Origin of the sequence: Musicola paradisiaca NCPPB 2511, assembly GCF_000400505.1 — a bacterium.
Classification (GTDB): Bacteria; Pseudomonadota; Gammaproteobacteria; order Enterobacterales; family Enterobacteriaceae; genus Musicola; species Musicola paradisiaca.
Map to the genome: position 1 here is coordinate 4,112,567 of NZ_CM001857.1, position 16,530 is coordinate 4,129,096.

General features: G+C 55.5%; 15 protein-coding genes. 10 read left to right on the forward strand and 5 right to left on the reverse strand.

Annotation, left to right across the window (positions count from 1 at the left end):
* Positions 1-91: 91 nt before the first annotated feature.
* The 3 genes from DPA2511_RS18330 to DPA2511_RS18340 all read right to left on the reverse strand — a co-directional run bounded on the left by DPA2511_RS18330 (position 92) and on the right by DPA2511_RS18340 (position 3,956).
* Positions 92-1,528: a 6-phospho-beta-glucosidase gene (locus DPA2511_RS18330; protein WP_015855222.1), complete on the reverse strand. Its 1,437-nt coding sequence runs from the start codon at positions 1,526-1,528 to the stop codon at positions 92-94.
* 74 nt (positions 1,529-1,602) lie between these two features.
* Positions 1,603-3,027 carry a PTS transporter subunit EIIC gene (locus DPA2511_RS18335; protein WP_015855223.1) on the reverse strand — a complete coding sequence of 475 codons (1,425 nt, stop codon included), beginning with the start codon at positions 3,025-3,027 and terminating at the stop codon, positions 1,603-1,605.
* A 461-nt stretch (positions 3,028-3,488) separates the two neighbouring features.
* Complete coding sequence (locus tag DPA2511_RS18340) at positions 3,489-3,956, reverse strand: YhcH/YjgK/YiaL family protein (RefSeq protein ID WP_015855224.1); 468 nt, start codon at positions 3,954-3,956, stop codon at positions 3,489-3,491.
* Positions 3,957-4,507: 551 nt separating this feature from the next.
* Here DPA2511_RS18340 and pyrB point away from each other — a divergent pair.
* From pyrB to ridA, 3 genes are all read left to right on the forward strand, one after another.
* Complete coding sequence (pyrB, locus tag DPA2511_RS18345) at positions 4,508-5,443, forward strand: aspartate carbamoyltransferase (protein ID WP_015855225.1); 936 nt, start codon at positions 4,508-4,510, stop codon at positions 5,441-5,443.
* A 17-nt stretch (positions 5,444-5,460) separates the two neighbouring features.
* A complete protein-coding gene (gene pyrI / locus DPA2511_RS18350; protein WP_015855226.1) occupies positions 5,461-5,925 on the forward strand; it encodes an aspartate carbamoyltransferase regulatory subunit in 465 nt (154 codons plus the stop codon).
* A 93-nt stretch (positions 5,926-6,018) separates the two neighbouring features.
* Positions 6,019-6,405: a 2-iminobutanoate/2-iminopropanoate deaminase gene (gene ridA, locus DPA2511_RS18355; RefSeq protein ID WP_015855227.1), complete on the forward strand. Its 387-nt coding sequence runs from the start codon at positions 6,019-6,021 to the stop codon at positions 6,403-6,405.
* Positions 6,406-6,572: 167 nt separating this feature from the next.
* Here ridA and DPA2511_RS18360 read toward each other — a convergent pair whose 3' ends face one another.
* Entirely contained in the window at positions 6,573-6,809 is a 237-nt protein-coding gene (locus tag DPA2511_RS18360) for a TA system antitoxin ParD family protein (protein WP_015855228.1), read from the reverse strand.
* A 164-nt stretch (positions 6,810-6,973) separates the two neighbouring features.
* Positions 6,974-7,111 (reverse strand): hypothetical protein, encoded by a 138-nt coding sequence (locus DPA2511_RS23585; protein WP_153247114.1) that lies wholly within the window; start codon positions 7,109-7,111, stop codon positions 6,974-6,976.
* A gap of 57 nt (positions 7,112-7,168) precedes the next feature.
* On the opposite strand from DPA2511_RS23585, the gene DPA2511_RS18365 reads away from it, so the two are divergent.
* From DPA2511_RS18365 to nrdD, 7 genes are all read left to right on the forward strand, one after another.
* Complete coding sequence (locus DPA2511_RS18365; protein ID WP_015855229.1) at positions 7,169-8,608, forward strand: circularly permuted type 2 ATP-grasp protein; 1,440 nt, start codon at positions 7,169-7,171, stop codon at positions 8,606-8,608.
* Positions 8,602-9,531: an alpha-E domain-containing protein gene (locus tag DPA2511_RS18370; RefSeq protein WP_015855230.1), complete on the forward strand. Its 930-nt coding sequence runs from the start codon at positions 8,602-8,604 to the stop codon at positions 9,529-9,531. Before DPA2511_RS18365 ends, DPA2511_RS18370 begins: the two co-directional genes overlap by 7 nt.
* Positions 9,528-10,349 (forward strand): transglutaminase family protein, encoded by an 822-nt coding sequence (locus tag DPA2511_RS18375; RefSeq protein WP_015855231.1) that lies wholly within the window; start codon positions 9,528-9,530, stop codon positions 10,347-10,349. The genes DPA2511_RS18370 and DPA2511_RS18375 overlap by 4 nt, the downstream gene beginning before the upstream one ends.
* A gap of 27 nt (positions 10,350-10,376) precedes the next feature.
* The gene (locus DPA2511_RS18380; protein ID WP_015855232.1) at positions 10,377-11,117 is read left to right on the forward strand and encodes a proteasome-type protease; all 741 of its coding nucleotides are present in this window, start codon (positions 10,377-10,379) and stop codon (positions 11,115-11,117) included.
* A 130-nt stretch (positions 11,118-11,247) separates the two neighbouring features.
* Entirely contained in the window at positions 11,248-11,985 is a 738-nt protein-coding gene (locus DPA2511_RS18390) for a sulfotransferase domain-containing protein (protein WP_153247115.1), read from the forward strand.
* Positions 11,986-12,541: 556 nt separating this feature from the next.
* Positions 12,542-13,837 carry an NCS2 family permease gene (locus DPA2511_RS18395; RefSeq protein ID WP_015855234.1) on the forward strand — a complete coding sequence of 432 codons (1,296 nt, stop codon included), beginning with the start codon at positions 12,542-12,544 and terminating at the stop codon, positions 13,835-13,837.
* A 450-nt stretch (positions 13,838-14,287) separates the two neighbouring features.
* A complete protein-coding gene (nrdD, locus tag DPA2511_RS18400; protein WP_015855235.1) occupies positions 14,288-16,426 on the forward strand; it encodes an anaerobic ribonucleoside-triphosphate reductase in 2,139 nt (712 codons plus the stop codon).
* Positions 16,427-16,530: the final 104 nt, after the last annotated feature.

The following is a 16,530-nucleotide window of genomic DNA, read 5'->3' on the forward strand; positions in this document are numbered from 1 at the left end:
AGATCCAGAACCCCGCCGAGTCAGGCGAGAGGCCGCGCGTTCAGCCAACGAGACCGAACGCGCCGTCCGGCAAAACATCGCCGGACGAGCCCTACAGCATTTCACCGTTGGACGCGATCGCCTTCTGATACCAGTAAAAAGATTTCTTCGGTGTACGTTTCAACGTACCGGTGCCGTCGTCGTGTTTGTCCACATGGATAAAGCCGTAGCGCTTCGCCATTTCTCCCGTCGTGAACGACACCAGATCGATACAACCCCATGGCGTATACCCCATGAGTTCGACACCATCCTCCCAGACCGCAGCCTTCATGGCCTCGATATGAGAACGCAGATAGTCGATGCGGTAGTCATCCTGACAAACCCCCGTTTCGTCGGGTTTATCCAGCGCACCCAGCCCATTTTCCACAATGAACAGCGGCACGTCGTACCGCTCATACAGCGTCACCAACGCATAGCGCAGGCCGACAGGGTCAATCTGCCACCCCCAGTCGCTGGCTGTCAGGTGCGGGTTCGGGATTGAATGCTCCGAACTGCCGTCCATGCTGGCGGCAATGGCGTTCTGCACATCATGTTTGACCACGCTGGACATGTAATAGCTAAAACCGATGTAGTCCGCTTTCCCCTCGCGCAGGATCTGCTCGTCCTCCGGCTCCATACGGATGTTATATCCTTTGAGCGCCCACTCCCGCCGGGCATAACCGGGATAGCGGCCACGCACATGAACGTCGGAAAAGTAGAAGCGATCGTGCATCGATCTGGCGGCCAGCATCACGTCTTCCGGGTGACACGAATAGGGATAAAAGGGCACAAAAGAGCACATGCAGCCCACTTTGATGGCGGGGTTGATATCATGCGCCCGTTTCACTACCCGTGCGCTGGCGACAAACTGATGATGCACCGCCTGGTACATCGCCTCCTCCGGTTTCTCCTTCTGTGGGAAACGCACCCCGGAACACATCCAGCCGAAGATCTCCGCCGCGACGTTTTTCTGATTGTTGATCTCGTTGAAGGTCATCCAGTATTTCACTTTGTGCTTATAGCGCTCGATCACCGTAGTGGCGAAATGAACAAAACACTCCAGCGTTTTACGGCTCATCCAGCCGTCATACTGTTGAACCAGATGCAGCGGCATCTCGAAATGGCTGAGGGTCATGACCGGTTCGATCCCGTGTTTCAACAATTCGTCGATCAGGTCATCGTAGTACCGCAGGCCGGCCTCACAGGGCTCCAGCTCATCACCTCGCGGAAAAATACGGGTCCAGGCGATGCTGGTGCGAAAACACGTAAACCCCATTTCCGCAAACAGCGCGATGTCATCCTTGTAGCGATGGTAAAAATCGATCGCCTCGTGATTCGGGTAGCTCTCGCCGGGCAATACGCCCTCGGTGATGCGTCGCAATGTGCCGTGCGCCCCCGCCGTCAGTACATCGACAACGCTGACGCCCTTCCCCCCTTCCTGCCATCCGCCTTCCAGTTGATGGGCCGCAACGGCGCCGCCCCATAAGAAGCCATCAGGTAATTTACTCACAGTTTCCACCTCTTGTTTGCAAAAGCCGCCGAAAACCGGCGGCAACAGTGACGCACATTGGCCTCATCATCGTCTCAAACCGACGCGGCCCGCTCGCTGCCTTCGGCCGCCGTAGCCCTGGCTGCGCCTTCATCGACCGGATCGTCGAAACCGACCACCATCACCAGCGTGATGGTCAACACGATGGCGACCCCGCTGCCGATGAGCTCGCCGATAAACGACGTCGACGACGTCGGGCTGATGGCGTTGATCACCGTCAGAATGCCGGGCAACCCGGCGTAGACGTAATACAGCGAACCAAACAGGCTGGCGACCACGGCGCCAGTGGCCCCGCCGATACAGCCACAGATAAAGGGCTTCTTATAGCGCAGCGTCACCCCGTAGATTGCCGGCTCGGTAATGCCGAAAACCGCGGTCACGCCCGCCGACAGGGAGCGGGTTTTCAGCTCGCGATTACGGGTTTTGAGAAAGACGCCGAACGCAGCGGACATTTGGCCGATCACGGCGATGGTCTGAAAAGCCTGAAAGGAGTCGTAGCCGTTGGCGTCGAAATTCGCCATAACGACCGGCGTGATCCCCCAATGCACGCCGAAGATCACAATGATCTGCCAGACGCCGCCGATGATCGCCGCCGCCAGCGCGGGAAAGGCGTTGAACAACATGTTATAGCCGCCGGCTACGCCGTTTGCCGCCCAGGTCGTCACCGGCCCGATGGCCAGCAACGTCAGTGGCACGACGACCAGGAAACAGATCAGCGGTGCAAAAAGCGCGCTCACCACTTCCGGCAGCCATGACGTCACCCGACGCTCCACCCAGGCCAGCGCCCACACCAAAAACAGCGGCGGCAATACCGATGCGCCATACAAGGTTTTGGCCAATGGCAATCCCAAAAAAGTTACGCTTTCGCCCGCCGCGATTTTTGCGGCGATCGCCCCCCACTCGGGGTTGATCAGCGCACAGCAGCACAACACCGCCACGTAGGGATTACAGCGAAAATGGCGGGATGCCGTCATGGCGATGAACACCGGCAGAAAAACAAACGGCGTCCACGACATAAAATTCAATACGGCATAAGTCCCCGAGGTTTTGAAGGCAACGGAGAACTGGTTGATGACGATCAACAATCCTTGCAAAATCCCGGCGGCGGCCAGGATATAGACTATCGGGGCGAATACGGCGGACATGGTAGCAATCACCCGATCCAGTATCCGACCGCGGGGTTTGGCCGCTGCGGTAGCGCTATCGCCCAGCAGCGCCGCCATCTGCGAGTAAACCTCGGCAACGTGGATCCCGATCACCACCTGAAATTGCCCTGCGCTTTCCACCACGGCAATCACGCCCGGCAGGCCCTGAATCCGTTTTTTAGCCTCGTCGGGCGTCGTCTCCAGCACTAAACGCAGCCGCGTGGCGCAACGTGAAAAATCGACGATGTTAGACTTGCCGCCGACTTCCTGCAGAATGCTTTGCGCCAGCTTTGCGTAATCTCTTATCCCTGCCATAGCGTCACCTTTTTATCCGATCATGCCCGTCATGCTTCACGTTGCAGAGGTGTTGGCTGTATGACCCGGCTTGGCCCCGTTGGGGCCGCAACACGTTGCGTGCAAGCCGGTTGCCGGCGGAGAGATATGTTGCCTCCGACCACTTGATTTTAGTCATCGACCGGGGCTCGCTCGGCTGCCGCTTCCTGCGACCTGAATCATTTCGGGTATATAAGACGATGGGTTTTTATCACACTGAAACCGGTTTCAGACTGCCTGAAACCCCCTATAGCCGCAACCGGTTTCATTTTTTGTCGCCATGATTTACGGGATGGATCACAGCGCTGAGTAATCGGCACGACAACGACAACATCAAACAGAGATGCGGGTAAAAAATAGAAGGTTGCGTTTTGCTACGATGTGGACGGCAGCGTTCTTGCCGTAAGGAGAGAAAAGGCGCCGCAGCGCCTTAGATAAGACAGTTACAACACCAGAGAGGCGTCGATTTTCACCACCGCTTTGCGCACCGGCGCCGGCGCGCCGACCGCACACAGTGGCTTATGTACTTCGCCGGGGAAGAACACCACAAAATCCCCTGGCTGCAGGATCACCTGTTTTTCCTGCTCGCCCGACGGCAGGAACGCGATATCCTTGTTCGCCAGCCAATCGACGTCTGGTTTGCCGGCCGGCAGGTTGCTGAACGTCATACCTTCGGTGCCTTCCAGCACAATCTGGATATCCAGGTATTTGGCGTGATACTCGGCCCGACGATTTTCAAACGCATCGGTACTGTCGTTGGAAACCAGCACGAACAGCGAGTTACCGTCGATATCGTGCTTACCCAGCGGCGTCTGCGCCGTAATGTGCTGCTTAACATACTCAATCGCATCGCGCAGACGAGCAGGCAAATAAGGCACCAGCTCAAGATGATTGACGTTACCGGTGATCATGGTCACTCCTTTAAAAAATGAAACAACGTTTTACAGCACCTTATACGCTTCCCGGCGGCACCCTGCCAGCATGTCATCGCAAAAAAGTGATGCGGTAAAACATTTGATTCCTACGACACGGCACCGGGCAAATACGCGGCGTACCCTTATCGATATTGCCGCGCACAAATGACGGCAGCATGAATGGCATCTGGCGGCAGCCGTCATTTTTTCCCTCGGCGCAGCCGAGACCGCCGCTTGCCAAGTTCCCCGCTCACAAGCGCCCGCAACCGATTGCCAGGCGCATAAAACGGGCGTTTTTTGCTTGAATTCACATTTTCGGCGCGTATAATGCCGCACAATTTGTCGGGAGGGAACATGTCCAATACCGCTGTCTTCGTGGGTTATCAACCGCAACTGCCGTTCGGCAGCCTGACAGTTTTTTTCCTTCCGTTGCCCAACCGTTCTTTAAAAAAGCCCCTCATTCGAGGGGCTTTTTTTTGCCTGTCACGCTGGGCGGCACACATCGCTTCTTTTGTTTATCGGACCTCACCGTGGGGGAGAATCGCCAAATGGTCAATCCGCTCTATAAAAAACACATCATCTCAATCAACGATCTCAGCCGGGACGATCTGGAGCTGACGTTGAAGGTGGCCGCCAGTCTAAAGGCCAACCCGCAGCCGGAACTGCTGAAGCACAAAGTGATCGCCAGTTGCTTCTTTGAAGCCTCCACCCGAACCCGTCTGTCATTTGAAACCGCCATCCACCGGCTGGGCGCTTCCGTGGTGGGCTTTGCCGACAGCAGCAATACTTCGCTTGGGAAAAAAGGCGAAACCCTGGCCGACACCATTTCGGTCATCAGCAACTATGTCGACGCCATCGTGATGCGTCATCCACAGGAGGGCGCGGCCAGATTAGCGACCGAATTCTCCGGCGGCGTACCGGTATTCAACGCAGGCGACGGCGCCAACCAACACCCTTCCCAGACATTGCTGGATCTGTTCACCATTCAGGAAACCCAGGGGCGCCTGAACAACATCAACATCGCCATGGTCGGCGACTTGAAATACGGCCGCACCGTGCACTCGCTGACCCAGGCGCTGGCCAAGTTCGACGGCAACCGCTTTTACTTCATTTCCCCGGATGCGCTGGCGATGCCGGATTACATCCTCAATATGCTGGCTGAGAAAAACATCCCCTACAGCCTGCACGCCAGCGTTGAAGAAGTGGTGTCGGAGCTGGATATCCTGTACATGACCCGCGTACAGAAAGAGCGTCTGGATCCGTCGGAGTACATCAATATCAAGGCGCAATTCATCCTGCGCGCCGCTGATCTGGCTAACGCGCGCAGCAATCTAAAAGTGCTGCACCCGCTGCCGCGCATCGACGAAATCACCACCGATGTGGACAGCACGCCCTACGCCTACTATTTCCAGCAGGCAGGCAACGGTATTTATGCACGTCAGGCTCTGCTGGCACTGGTGCTGAACAGCGAACTGGTTCTGTGATGAAGGGGGAACAGACAATGACTCACGACAACAAACTACAGGTAGAAGCCATCAAACGCGGTACGGTTATCGATCACATCCCGGCCCAGGTCGGTTTCAAACTGCTGACCCTGTTCAAACTCACCGCCACCGATCAACGTATCACCATCGGCCTGAACCTGCCCTCCAACCATCTGGGCCGCAAGGATTTGATCAAGATCGAAAACATTTTCCTGACGGAAGAACAGGCCAACCAGCTGGCGATGTACGCGCCGCAGGCCACCGTCAACCAGATCGACAACTACGAAGTGGTGCGCAAACTGCGTCCGCAGTTGCCTTCCCATATCGAGGGTATTCTCACCTGCCCGAACACCAACTGCATCAGCCGCATCGAACCGGTGAGTTCTTCCTTCAGCGTCAAACAGCGCGACGACGATGTGCACCTGAAGTGCAAATACTGCGAAAAAGAATTTGAGCGTCAGGCGGTGCTGAACGGCCACTAAGCACCCCAAAGCGGTGCGATGGATGGCGACACCACCGGCTTTTTGAAATAATGTGCCCCTTGCACGTCCACTCAGCATGAATCAGGAGAAAATATGTCACGCATTATCAGTACGGAACAGGCGCCGGCCGCTATCGGCCCTTACGTTCAGGGTGTCGATCTGGGTAGCCTGGTTTTCACCTCCGGCCAGATCCCGGTGGATCCGAAAACCGGCTTGGTGTCGGATGATGTGACGGCGCAGGCGCGTCAGTCGCTGGAAAACGTGAAAGCCATCGTGGAAGCCGCCGGTCTGAACGTGGGCAATATCATCAAAACCACGGTGTTCGTGAAAGACCTGAACGACTTCGCCACCGTCAACGCCGCTTATGAAGCCTTCTTCAAAGAGCATAATGCAACCTTCCCGGCGCGTTCCTGCGTGGAAGTGGCTCGTCTGCCGAAAGACGTAAAACTCGAAATCGAAGCTATTGCGGTACGCGGTTAAGATTTCATCGCCACTTTTAAGCGAAAAACCCCGGCTGATGCCGGGGTTCGTTTACCTGATGAGTGCTAAATCTGGCTTTCTCAACCTTTTCTGTTGCTGATAAAAGTTCTCATGAGAACCCAGGCTTATTGTCCAATGCTTTCTCAAACCGGTTGGTCTGATAAACCTCAATCTCTGCTCGGTTTTGTTCTTCGGACATAACGAGAAACCTGACCATTCTCTGCTTCGCTGCGGGCGAGCAACGTTTCCATAATAAATCCGTATGTCAGATCAGGATTATCCTCAACAATCCTGCCGATTCTGGCCCAATGTTCTATCTGCTTGGGCACGCTCCGGCTGGATGCTTCTGCATACACCTTGATTTCAGTGACAAAATCTTCATCCAATCGAATGCCGATAGCCATACTGTTGATACCTATATGAATGAGTCGTGTTAACTGTCGCTGCTGGTATTTGCTACAGCACATGAAGATACCTGGACATTAAATCGCAATGCGCAACATTTTATCGCATCAGATTTATTCAATATTGCTGGCTAATGTTGACTCAAATTCGGGCACCCTTTTTCTTACGTGGTGCAATCGCATTCATCATCGCACCATAAAATAGATCCACCGCCCGTTAATAAGGCAAACACGCCGCCATTCGCACCACCATTGCGCAAATATCCCGCCATCCTTGCAATAATGGCGATATTGAGCACCATGGCATGGTTTTCGCATCTGTCGTTGTATCTTCGTCAAGCGGAATGCAGGAGATGACAATGATAAAAATGACGCTTCCTACCGCGCCTTACTACGATGAAATGCTCACCGCAGAAGGCCGGCAACGTCGGCACTACGATGCTTACTGGCAGTGGCTGCAACAAACCGACCAGCACGCCATTCGTCAGAAGAAAGAACAGGCGGAATTGCTGTTTCACCGGGTTGGCATCACCTTTAACGTATACGGCGAGGAGGGGGGAACCGAACGGCTGATACCGTTCGACAGCGTACCGCGCATCATCCCCGCCCACGAATGGCGCATGCTGGATCTGGGCATTCGTCAACGGGTCAAAGCCCTCAATGCCTTCCTCCATGATATCTACCACGATCAGCACATCCTCAATGCCGGTATCGTCCCCCGGGAACAGGTTCTGGCCAATGAGCAGTACCAACCCTGCATGCAGGGCGTCGATCTGCATAACAACATCTATGCCCATATCACCGGCATCGATATGGTACGCAACAGCGACGGTAACTATTACGTACTGGAAGACAACCTGCGTACTCCATCCGGCGTTTCTTACATGCTGGAAAACCGCAAAATGATGATGCGCCTGTATCCGGACGTGTTCGCCAGCCAGCATATCGCGCCGGTGGAACGCTACCCGGGTTACTTGCTGCAAACGCTGCGGGAAAGTACACAAGTGGACGACCCCACGGTCGTCGTAATGACGCCTGGCCGTTTCAACAGCGCCTATTTCGAGCACAGTTTTCTGGCCCAGCAGATGGGGGTCGAACTGGTGGAAAGCGCCGACTTGTTTGTCAAAGCAGGCGCTGTGTATATGCGCACGACCGAAGGCCCGTGCCGGGTGGATGTCATCTATCGCCGCATCGACGATGCCTTCCTCGATCCGCTGGCGTTTCGCGCCGACTCCATGCTCGGCGTACCGGGGCTGCTGTCGGTGTACCGTGCCGGCGGCGTGGTGCTGGCCAACGCCATCGGCACCGGCGTGGCGGACGACAAGTCCATCTATCCCTACGTGCCGGAAATGGTGCGGTTTTACCTGTCGGAAGAGCCGATCCTCGGCAACATCCCCACCTGGCAGTGCCGCGATGAAAAAGATCTCGGCTATGTCCTGGCCAACCTCGGCAGCATGGTGGTGAAAGAGGTTCATGGCGCGGGCGGCTACGGCATGCTGGTGGGGCCAAAATCCACCCGGCAACAAATCGAAGACTTCCGTGAACGGCTGCTGGCGAACCCCAGCAACTACATCGCACAGGAAACGCTGGCGTTATCCACCTGCCCGACCTTCGTTGAAGAAGGGCTGGCGCCGCGTCATATCGACCTGCGTCCCTTCGCGCTTTACGGCGAAGAGATCCGGCTGGTGCCCGGTGGGCTGACCCGTGTCGCGCTAACAGAAGGCTCGCTGGTGGTGAACTCCTCTCAGGGAGGCGGCACCAAAGACACCTGGGTGATGGAGGAGGACGAATCATGCTAAGCCGTACCGCCAGCGAACTGTACTGGATGGCCCGTTACCTGGAGCGCGCGGAGAGCTTCGCCCGTATTCTGGACGTGACCTACAAACTGTCGATGATGCCGCGACACAATCAACAGCAGAACGATTTGGCGCTGCCGCTCAACCTGACGTTCACGCACGAACTGTTTCAGGCGCGCTATGCCCGTTTCACCATGAACAACCTGCTGAATTTCTTCGCGCTGGACAGCCACAACCCGTGCAGTATTTACAGCTGCATCGAAATGGCGTGGAACAATGCCCACGCGGTGCGGGGCAGCCTCTCCTCCGAAGTGTGGGAGTGCGTCAACACCACCCGCATCGACATCCGCAACCTGCGTCAGTCCGGGGTCGACAAGATCGGCATCGATGGATTTTTCGACTGGGTGAAAGAACGCGCCCACCTGTTCCGCGGCGCCATGTTCGGTACGCTGTTACGCAACGACGCCCAGTGTTTTATCCGTATCGGCACCCTGATCGAGCGAGCCTTTGCCACCGCGCAGTTGTTGGTGGTGAAAGATCAACAGCTCAATAACGATCCGGATCCGGTACGTGAATACTATCGGCTCGATACCCTGCTGCGCGCGGTCAGCGCCCGCGAGGCCTATCACAGCATCTACCGTCAGCCCATCAGCCGGGAAACCGTGACGGAATTGCTGGTGCTGCGCAACGATGTGCCCCGCTCGCTGCACGCCTGCGTCGGCGATCTGGTACAGCAGTTGGAAATGATCGGCAGCGAGCGGGCTCGGGTGCCGCAGCGTCTGGCGCACCTGCTGCACGTCGAACTGCGCTTCGGCTCAATGGATGACGTACTGCAAGAGGAGTTGCAGCAGTACCTCAATCGTTTTTTAAGCAAAATCAATGAACTGGCTGACAGCATCCGCCAAACCTATCTGGAGGCGCTATGAAACTCACCATCAACCACTTGACGCACTATCGCTACGATGAAGAAGTGAAATTCAGCACCCAGTACCTGCGGTTGACGCCGAAAAGCTCCGCCGGCCAACAGATCAAAGACTGGAAACTGACATTGCCTGCCTCGGCCGTAGCCACTACCGATGCCTACGGAAATCTGATGCACGTACTGACGCTGGATCACCCTCATCAGGACATCACCATTCATGCGCAAGGCGTGGTGGAAATCGCCGATAATCCTGATGAGGTGGTCGAAGAAGAACATGAGCTACTGTCGCCGTTGGTATTTTTACGTATTACCCCGTTGACCGACGCGGACAATGCCATCCGCGAGTTCGCCCGACGCTATTTTCGGGAGGATGCGCCGGAGGAAAGCCTGAACCAGTTGATGGCGGAATTGCTACTGAAAATGCCGTATACTCCCGGCGCAACTCAGGTGCATGACTCCGCAGCCATCGCGTTTGCCGGCGAAAAAGGCGTTTGCCAGGATCATACCCACGTATTCCTGGCCTGCTGTCGCAGCCTGCGTATCCCGGCGCGCTACGTCAGCGGTTACGTCTATAGCCGGGATACCCGGCATGTCGCGATGCATGCCTGGGCCGAAGTCTGGCTGGAAGGACGCTGGCGCAGCTTCGACATTACGAATAAGACCCGCAAGCTCAGCCAGCATTTGCGGCTGGCGGTCGGGCTGGATTATCTCGATGCCTGCCCGGTACGCGGCAGCCGTCTGGGCGGCGGGTGTGAAGAGATGTTTTCAGCGGCTGAGGTGAATCTGTTTGAGCGACAGCAACAGATACAGCAGCAGCAATAGCGCGAACTGTTAATCAAAGGGTGTTGTATGACCTACTGTGTGGCCATGCGTCTGTCCGACGGGCTGGTTTTTGCTTCCGATTCCCGCACCAATGCCGGCGTCGATCACATTGCAACCTTCCGGAAACTTCATGTGTTCCAGCAGGAGGGAGAACGGGTTCTGGTTATCCAGTCCGCCGGCAACCTGGCCACCACCCAGAGCATTATCAGTTTGCTGAGCGCCCGCATTCAGGCCGGGCATAGCCCGAACCTGATGCAGGTCGACACCCTGTACGACGCCGCCACGCTGCTCGGCGATACTATCCGCGAAGTCATCCACCGCGACAGTCAGTCCCAGCAAAACGGCAGTACCACCAATTTCGGCTGCAACCTGTTGTTAGGCGGCCAGATCGGTAGTGAGTCCCCCCGGCTGTTCCACATTTATCCCGAAGGCAACTTCATCGAAGCTACGTCGGATACCCCGTACTTCCAGATCGGCGAAAGCAAGTACGGCAAACCGATTATCGACCGCGTACTGACGATGAATACCTCGCTGGAACAGGCCATGTGTTGCGCGCTGATTTCCATCGACTCCACGCTGCGCAGCAACCTGTCTGTCGGCCTGCCGCTGGACGTGATGATTTACCGTACCGGCAGTTTTGATAGCAGCGAGCAGCACCGCATCACCGAAAACGATCCCTACTTCGCCGCCATACGCAAAGCCTGGTCTGAAGGGTTGGTCAATATCTTCCGCCAGTTGCCGCCGTTTCCGGCGCAGCGTCAGGCATAACGCCAATGATTCGTTACTGTTAGCAACATTCATCATATGATAAACTCAAAAAGATCTTTATAAGCGCAGTAAAAGATCGATTTATTAGGATTGATCAGCAACAGCTTTTTAATTATCAGGATATATAATATTGGATCTTGAGAAACATAAAACGATGAATAGAGTAAATATATTATCGCATCATAAATGCGCAACCTCATGGCTCAGAGTATACCTTGAAGAGTTTTGCTCCATAAACTCGATACCTTTATCCGCAAGTCATCTTAGTCATATTTTTAATGACAACCCAAACGGCATTGATATTTTAACCAATTCTTCTTATGACTTTATAAAAGATAAAATGGACGATGGTATTCACATCATCAGGAATCCATTAGATATCATTGTTTCCGCATACCACTCTCACAAAAAAACCCATTCAGTGGATGGCTGGCCTGAATTAGCGCGCCAAAGAGAGATCATTAACGAAGTGTCTGAAGAAGAAGGATATTATCTTACACTGGCATTCCTTGAGCGGGACGATTTCTACAATGGCGCTGTGGGCCCGCTTCATGGGCTGAGACATTGGAATTATGATGACCACCGTTTTCTTACCATCAAAATGGAAGATTTGGTCAAAAACCCTAATGGAATTATCGAGTCCTATCTGAAAGAAAAACTGCAGTTTAATCATTCCGTCCGCAGTGAAAAATATACATTTTCCTCTTTTTCCGGACGTACCATCGGAAATATCGATGAGAGTTCTCATTACCGATCCGGAAAAGAAAATCAGTATATTGGGACATTACCTGCCGGTGTTATCAAATATATACGTTGCCACTATAAGACTATTCTGGAAAAGTTTTATCCCTATTCATTGCTGAATTAATTTTGAGGTCCTTGCATACATCGATGGCAGACACCAGCTCCCAATCCGGGGTCTGCCATACTGCCAAGATAAATCCCAAATCGTTTATAATTTCCGCGCACCCGTTTAATTACCCCGCAACGTCTTTCCGGTGCAGCCACTGATCATTGTCGGACATAATCCCCCAACGACAGAATAATGTGTCCAGCCTCCCCAAAGCATTATCACCCGCCGGACACGCTTATTTCAGACTGTCGCAACCCAATCTGGGTATGATTGTCCCGCGTTGTTTGACGCCACCATCACGGACAATCCCGCCATTCGCGCAAAAACGAGTCCAAGGGACAGCGCAATATCCGTCAATTTCCGGCAGGCGGGAGGCCAAGTCAGGTTGATGCTCGTTTCCGGCACATTAATTGCTTTGTGATGATGGTCGGAAGGCATACAACGCGACATAATATGCCCCGCATATGCTGTTCCATAAAAACAATCGGCACGTATTTTGAAGGCAAACACGGCGCCCAGCGCCCCGGCATCACTACGCACGAATCATCAGGCACTACTAGAGAGACAAAAAATGTTAGAAAAACTGTTCCAGCTCAAGGCGCACAACACCACGGTGCGTACAGAGGTCATCGCAGGGATCACCACATTCCTGGCAATGGCCTACATCCTGTTTGTGAACCCCACCATCCTCGGCGCCACCGGGATGGACAAAGGGTCGGTGTTCGTCGCCACCTGTCTGGCCGCCGCGATTGGCTCGGCATTGATGGGTTTTATCGCCAACTATCCGGTGGCGCTGGCGCCGGGCATGGGCCTCAACGCCTTCTTCACCTATACCGTCGTGTTACACATGGGCTATAGCTGGCAGATAGCGCTGGGTGCGGTATTCCTCTCCGCGGTACTGTTCTTCGCGCTGTCGCTGTTCAAGATCCGCGAATTGATCATCAACAGCATCCCGCTGCCGATGCGCTCCGCCATCGCCGCCGGTATCGGCCTGTTTCTGGCGCTGATTGCGCTGGAAGGCGCCGGCATCGTGGTGGATAACCCGGCCACGCTGGTCGGCATCGGCGATCTGACCAAACCGGGCCCGCTGCTGGCGCTGCTGGGCTTCATCCTGATTGTGGTGCTGGAAGCGCGCCGCCTGACCGGTGCGGTGCTGATCGGCATCCTGTGCATCACGTTTATCTCGATGGGCATCGGCCTGACGCCGTTCGGCGGCATCTTCTCCGCGCCGCCGTCCCTCTCCCCCACTTTCCTGCAACTGGATATCAAGGGCGCGCTTAATGTCGGCCTGATCAGCGTCATCTTCGCCTTCCTGTTCGTGGACGTGTTTGACAACACCGGTACGCTTATCGGCGTAACCCGCCGCGCCGGGCTGGTGGATGCACAGGGCAACAGCCCCAAAATGGGGAAAGCATTGGTTGCAGATAGCATGGCGGCGCTGTTCGGTTCGCTGCTGGGCACCTCCACCACCACCAGTTACGTCGAATCGGCGGCGGGCGTCAGCGCCGGCGGCCGTACCGGTTTGACCGCGCTGGTCGTGGCGGTGCTGTTCCTGCTGAGCCTGTTCTTCGCTCCGCTGGCCGGTAGCGTGCCGGTATACGCCACCGCACCGGCGCTGTTGTTCGTTGCCGTGCTGATGACATCCGGTCTGGCGGAAATCGACTGGCGCGACGTTACCACCGCCGCACCAGTGACCATCACCGCACTGGCGATGCCGTTCACTTACTCGATCGCCAACGGCATCGCTCTGGGCTTCATCTCCTGGACAGTGATCAAACTGCTGAGCGGCCGCAAAAGCGAAGTCAACATCACGCTGGTGATTCTGTCCATCCTGTTTGTCATCAAACTGGGCTGGCTGAGCGCCTAACACCACCCCGCTATTGCGCTCCCGGCCTTACGTCACCCCGACGTGGGCCGGGATCTCCCTCTAACCACGCCGAAATAGCGCCGCCAGTGTGCAGGGTGCCCTCTCCCGCAGCGTATTTCAGTACCAAAACAACCCGGACATCGGGATGCCTTGATAACCCAAACAACGTTTATCGCCGGACGGGGCATGTAGCCTGACTTCCCGCGTAATCGGCTGTTTTTTCATCTACTCGTTTTGTCTCCGAGATAAATTTTTCTTTGCGCTATATCAATCTTGAAGCAATAAAAGTCGACACACCACTGGCGGAAATCAATATATAGTGTCTACCATTTTATTAGATGCCTATATGTAGTGTTTATCCACAAAAGCATCCACAGCCCCCGCATCCCTTGCCAACAGCGGCTTCCGCCTGTGGATAACATCAACGAAGGAAGAACACCGAGGAATAACATGAAACCAGTAGTGATTAAACGGGACGGTTGCCAGGTACCTTTTGATGAAAATCGCATCAAAGATGCCGTGCTCAAAGCAGCGCAGGCCGCAGACGTGGACGATGCGGACTACTGTGCAACCGTGGCCTGTGCCGTCGCTCAGCAAATGCAGGGAAAAGCGCGTGTTGATATCCGCGAAATCCAGAATGCAGTGGAAAACCTGCTGATGTCCGGCCGTTACAAACAGCTGGCGCGCACCTATATCGAATACCGCCACGATCGCGATGTCGCACGCGAGCGTCAGGGCCGATTGAATCAGGAAATCCAAGGTTTGGTCGAACAGAGCAACATGGCGTTGCTCAATGAAAACGCCAACAAGGACAGCAAAGTCATCCCGACCCAGCGCGACCTGCTGGCCGGTATCGTCGCCAAACACTACGCCAAACAGCATATTCTGCCGCGCGATGTGGTATTGGCCCATGAACGCGGCGAGATCCACTATCACGATCTCGACTACTCCCCGTTCTTTCCCATGTTCAACTGTATGTTGATCGACCTCAACGGCATGCTGACCGGCGGGTTCAAAATGGGCAACGCGGAGATCGAGCCGCCCAAATCCATCTCCACCGCGACGGCGGTGACGGCCCAGATTATCGCACAGGTGGCGAGCCACATTTACGGCGGCACCACCATCAACCGTATCGACGAAATTCTGGCGCCGTTCGTCACCGCCAGCCACGAGAAGCATAAGGCGGTCGCGCGGGAATGGAACATTCCGGATGCGGAAGGCTACGCCCACAGCCGCACTGAAAAAGAGTGTTACGACGCTTTCCAGTCGCTGGAATACGAAGTCAACACGCTACACACCGCCAACGGCCAGACCCCGTTCGTCACCTTCGGTTTCGGGCTCGGCACCAGTTGGCAGTCGCGGCTGATCCAGCAGTCCATCTTGCGCAACCGCATCGCCGGGCTGGGCAAGAACCACAAAACCGCCGTCTTCCCGAAACTGGTGTTCGCCATTCGCGACGGCGTCAACCACAAACCGGGCGACCCGAATTATGACGTCAAACAACTGGCGCTGGAGTGCGCCAGCAAACGCATGTACCCGGATGTTCTGAACTACGACCAGGTGGTGGACGTCACCGGTTCGTTCAAAACCCCGATGGGCTGCCGCAGCTTCCTGGGCGTTTATGAAGAAAACGGCCAGCAGGTGCACGATGGCCGCAATAACCTGGGCGTGATCAGCCTCAACCTGCCGCGCATCGCGCTGGAAGCGAAGGGCGACGAAGCCCGCTTCTGGACGCTGCTGGATCAACGCCTGGAACTGGCGAAAAAAGCACTGATGACCCGTATTGCCCGGTTAGAAAATGTAAAAGCCCGGGTAGCGCCTATACTTTATATGGAAGGGGCTTGTGGCGTGCGTCTGAAAGCGGACGACAACATCGCCGATATTTTCAAAAACGGTCGCGCCTCCATTTCGCTGGGCTACATCGGCGTTCACGAAACCATCAATGCGCTGTTCGGCACCGAGGTACACGTATTCGACGATGCCACGCTACGGCAGAAAGCGGTGGCGATTGTCGCCCGCCTGAAGGCCGCCACCGAAAGCTGGAAAGAAGAAACGGGTTACGGTTTCAGCCTTTACAGTACGCCGAGCGAAAATCTGTGCGACCGTTTCTGCCGTCTGGATACCGCCGAGTTCGGCGTGGTGCACGGCGTTACGGACAAAGGCTACTACACCAACAGCTTCCACCTTGATGTGGAGAAGAAGGTGAACCCTTACGAGAAAATTGATTTCGAAGCCCCTTATCCGCCGCTGGCTAACGGTGGTTTTATCTGTTACGGCGAATATCCAAACCTGCAGCATAACCTCAAGGCGCTGGAGGACGTGTGGGATTACAGCTATAACCGAGTGCCTTACTACGGCACCAACACGCCCATCGACGAGTGCTACGAGTGTGGTTTTACCGGTGAATTCGACTGCACCAGCAAAGGGTTCACCTGCCCGCAATGCGGCAACCACGATTCGGCGCGCGTCTCCGTCACCCGTCGGGTATGCGGTTATCTGGGCAGCCCGGATGCACGTCCGTTCAATGCCGGCAAGCAGGAAGAGGTCAAACGCCGGGTGAAACACCTCGCCAACGGCCAACTGGGCTGACGACCCGCGACAGGCGTGGCTACCGCCGCGCCTGACAACGCAAGCCGGCTGACGCGGCATCGCATCAGCCGGGTCTTTGCGCCTGATGGCGAGCAGCCAGCCTG

Bases quoted from the DNA above. Each gene is read 5' to 3' on its own strand.
- DPA2511_RS18335 (WP_015855223.1), bottom strand. From the start codon at position 3,027: ATGGCAGGGATAAGAGATTACGCAAAGCTGGCGCAAAGCATTCTGCAG.
- DPA2511_RS18375 (WP_015855231.1), top strand. From the start codon at position 9,528: ATGAAACTCACCATCAACCACTTGACGCACTATCGCTACGATGAAGAA.
- DPA2511_RS18360 (WP_015855228.1), bottom strand. From the start codon at position 6,809: ATGGCTATCGGCATTCGATTGGATGAAGATTTTGTCACTGAAATCAAG.
- DPA2511_RS18380 (WP_015855232.1), top strand. From the start codon at position 10,377: ATGACCTACTGTGTGGCCATGCGTCTGTCCGACGGGCTGGTTTTTGCT.
- DPA2511_RS18395 (WP_015855234.1), top strand. From the start codon at position 12,542: ATGTTAGAAAAACTGTTCCAGCTCAAGGCGCACAACACCACGGTGCGT.
- DPA2511_RS18370 (WP_015855230.1), top strand. From the start codon at position 8,602: ATGCTAAGCCGTACCGCCAGCGAACTGTACTGGATGGCCCGTTACCTG.
- DPA2511_RS18365 (WP_015855229.1), top strand. From the start codon at position 7,169: ATGATAAAAATGACGCTTCCTACCGCGCCTTACTACGATGAAATGCTC.
- DPA2511_RS18340 (WP_015855224.1), bottom strand. From the start codon at position 3,956: ATGATCACCGGTAACGTCAATCATCTTGAGCTGGTGCCTTATTTGCCT.
- pyrB (WP_015855225.1), top strand. From the start codon at position 4,508: ATGGTCAATCCGCTCTATAAAAAACACATCATCTCAATCAACGATCTC.
- DPA2511_RS23585 (WP_153247114.1), bottom strand. From the start codon at position 7,111: ATGGTGCTCAATATCGCCATTATTGCAAGGATGGCGGGATATTTGCGC.
- nrdD (WP_015855235.1), top strand. From the start codon at position 14,288: ATGAAACCAGTAGTGATTAAACGGGACGGTTGCCAGGTACCTTTTGAT.
- pyrI (WP_015855226.1), top strand. From the start codon at position 5,461: ATGACTCACGACAACAAACTACAGGTAGAAGCCATCAAACGCGGTACG.
- ridA (WP_015855227.1), top strand. From the start codon at position 6,019: ATGTCACGCATTATCAGTACGGAACAGGCGCCGGCCGCTATCGGCCCT.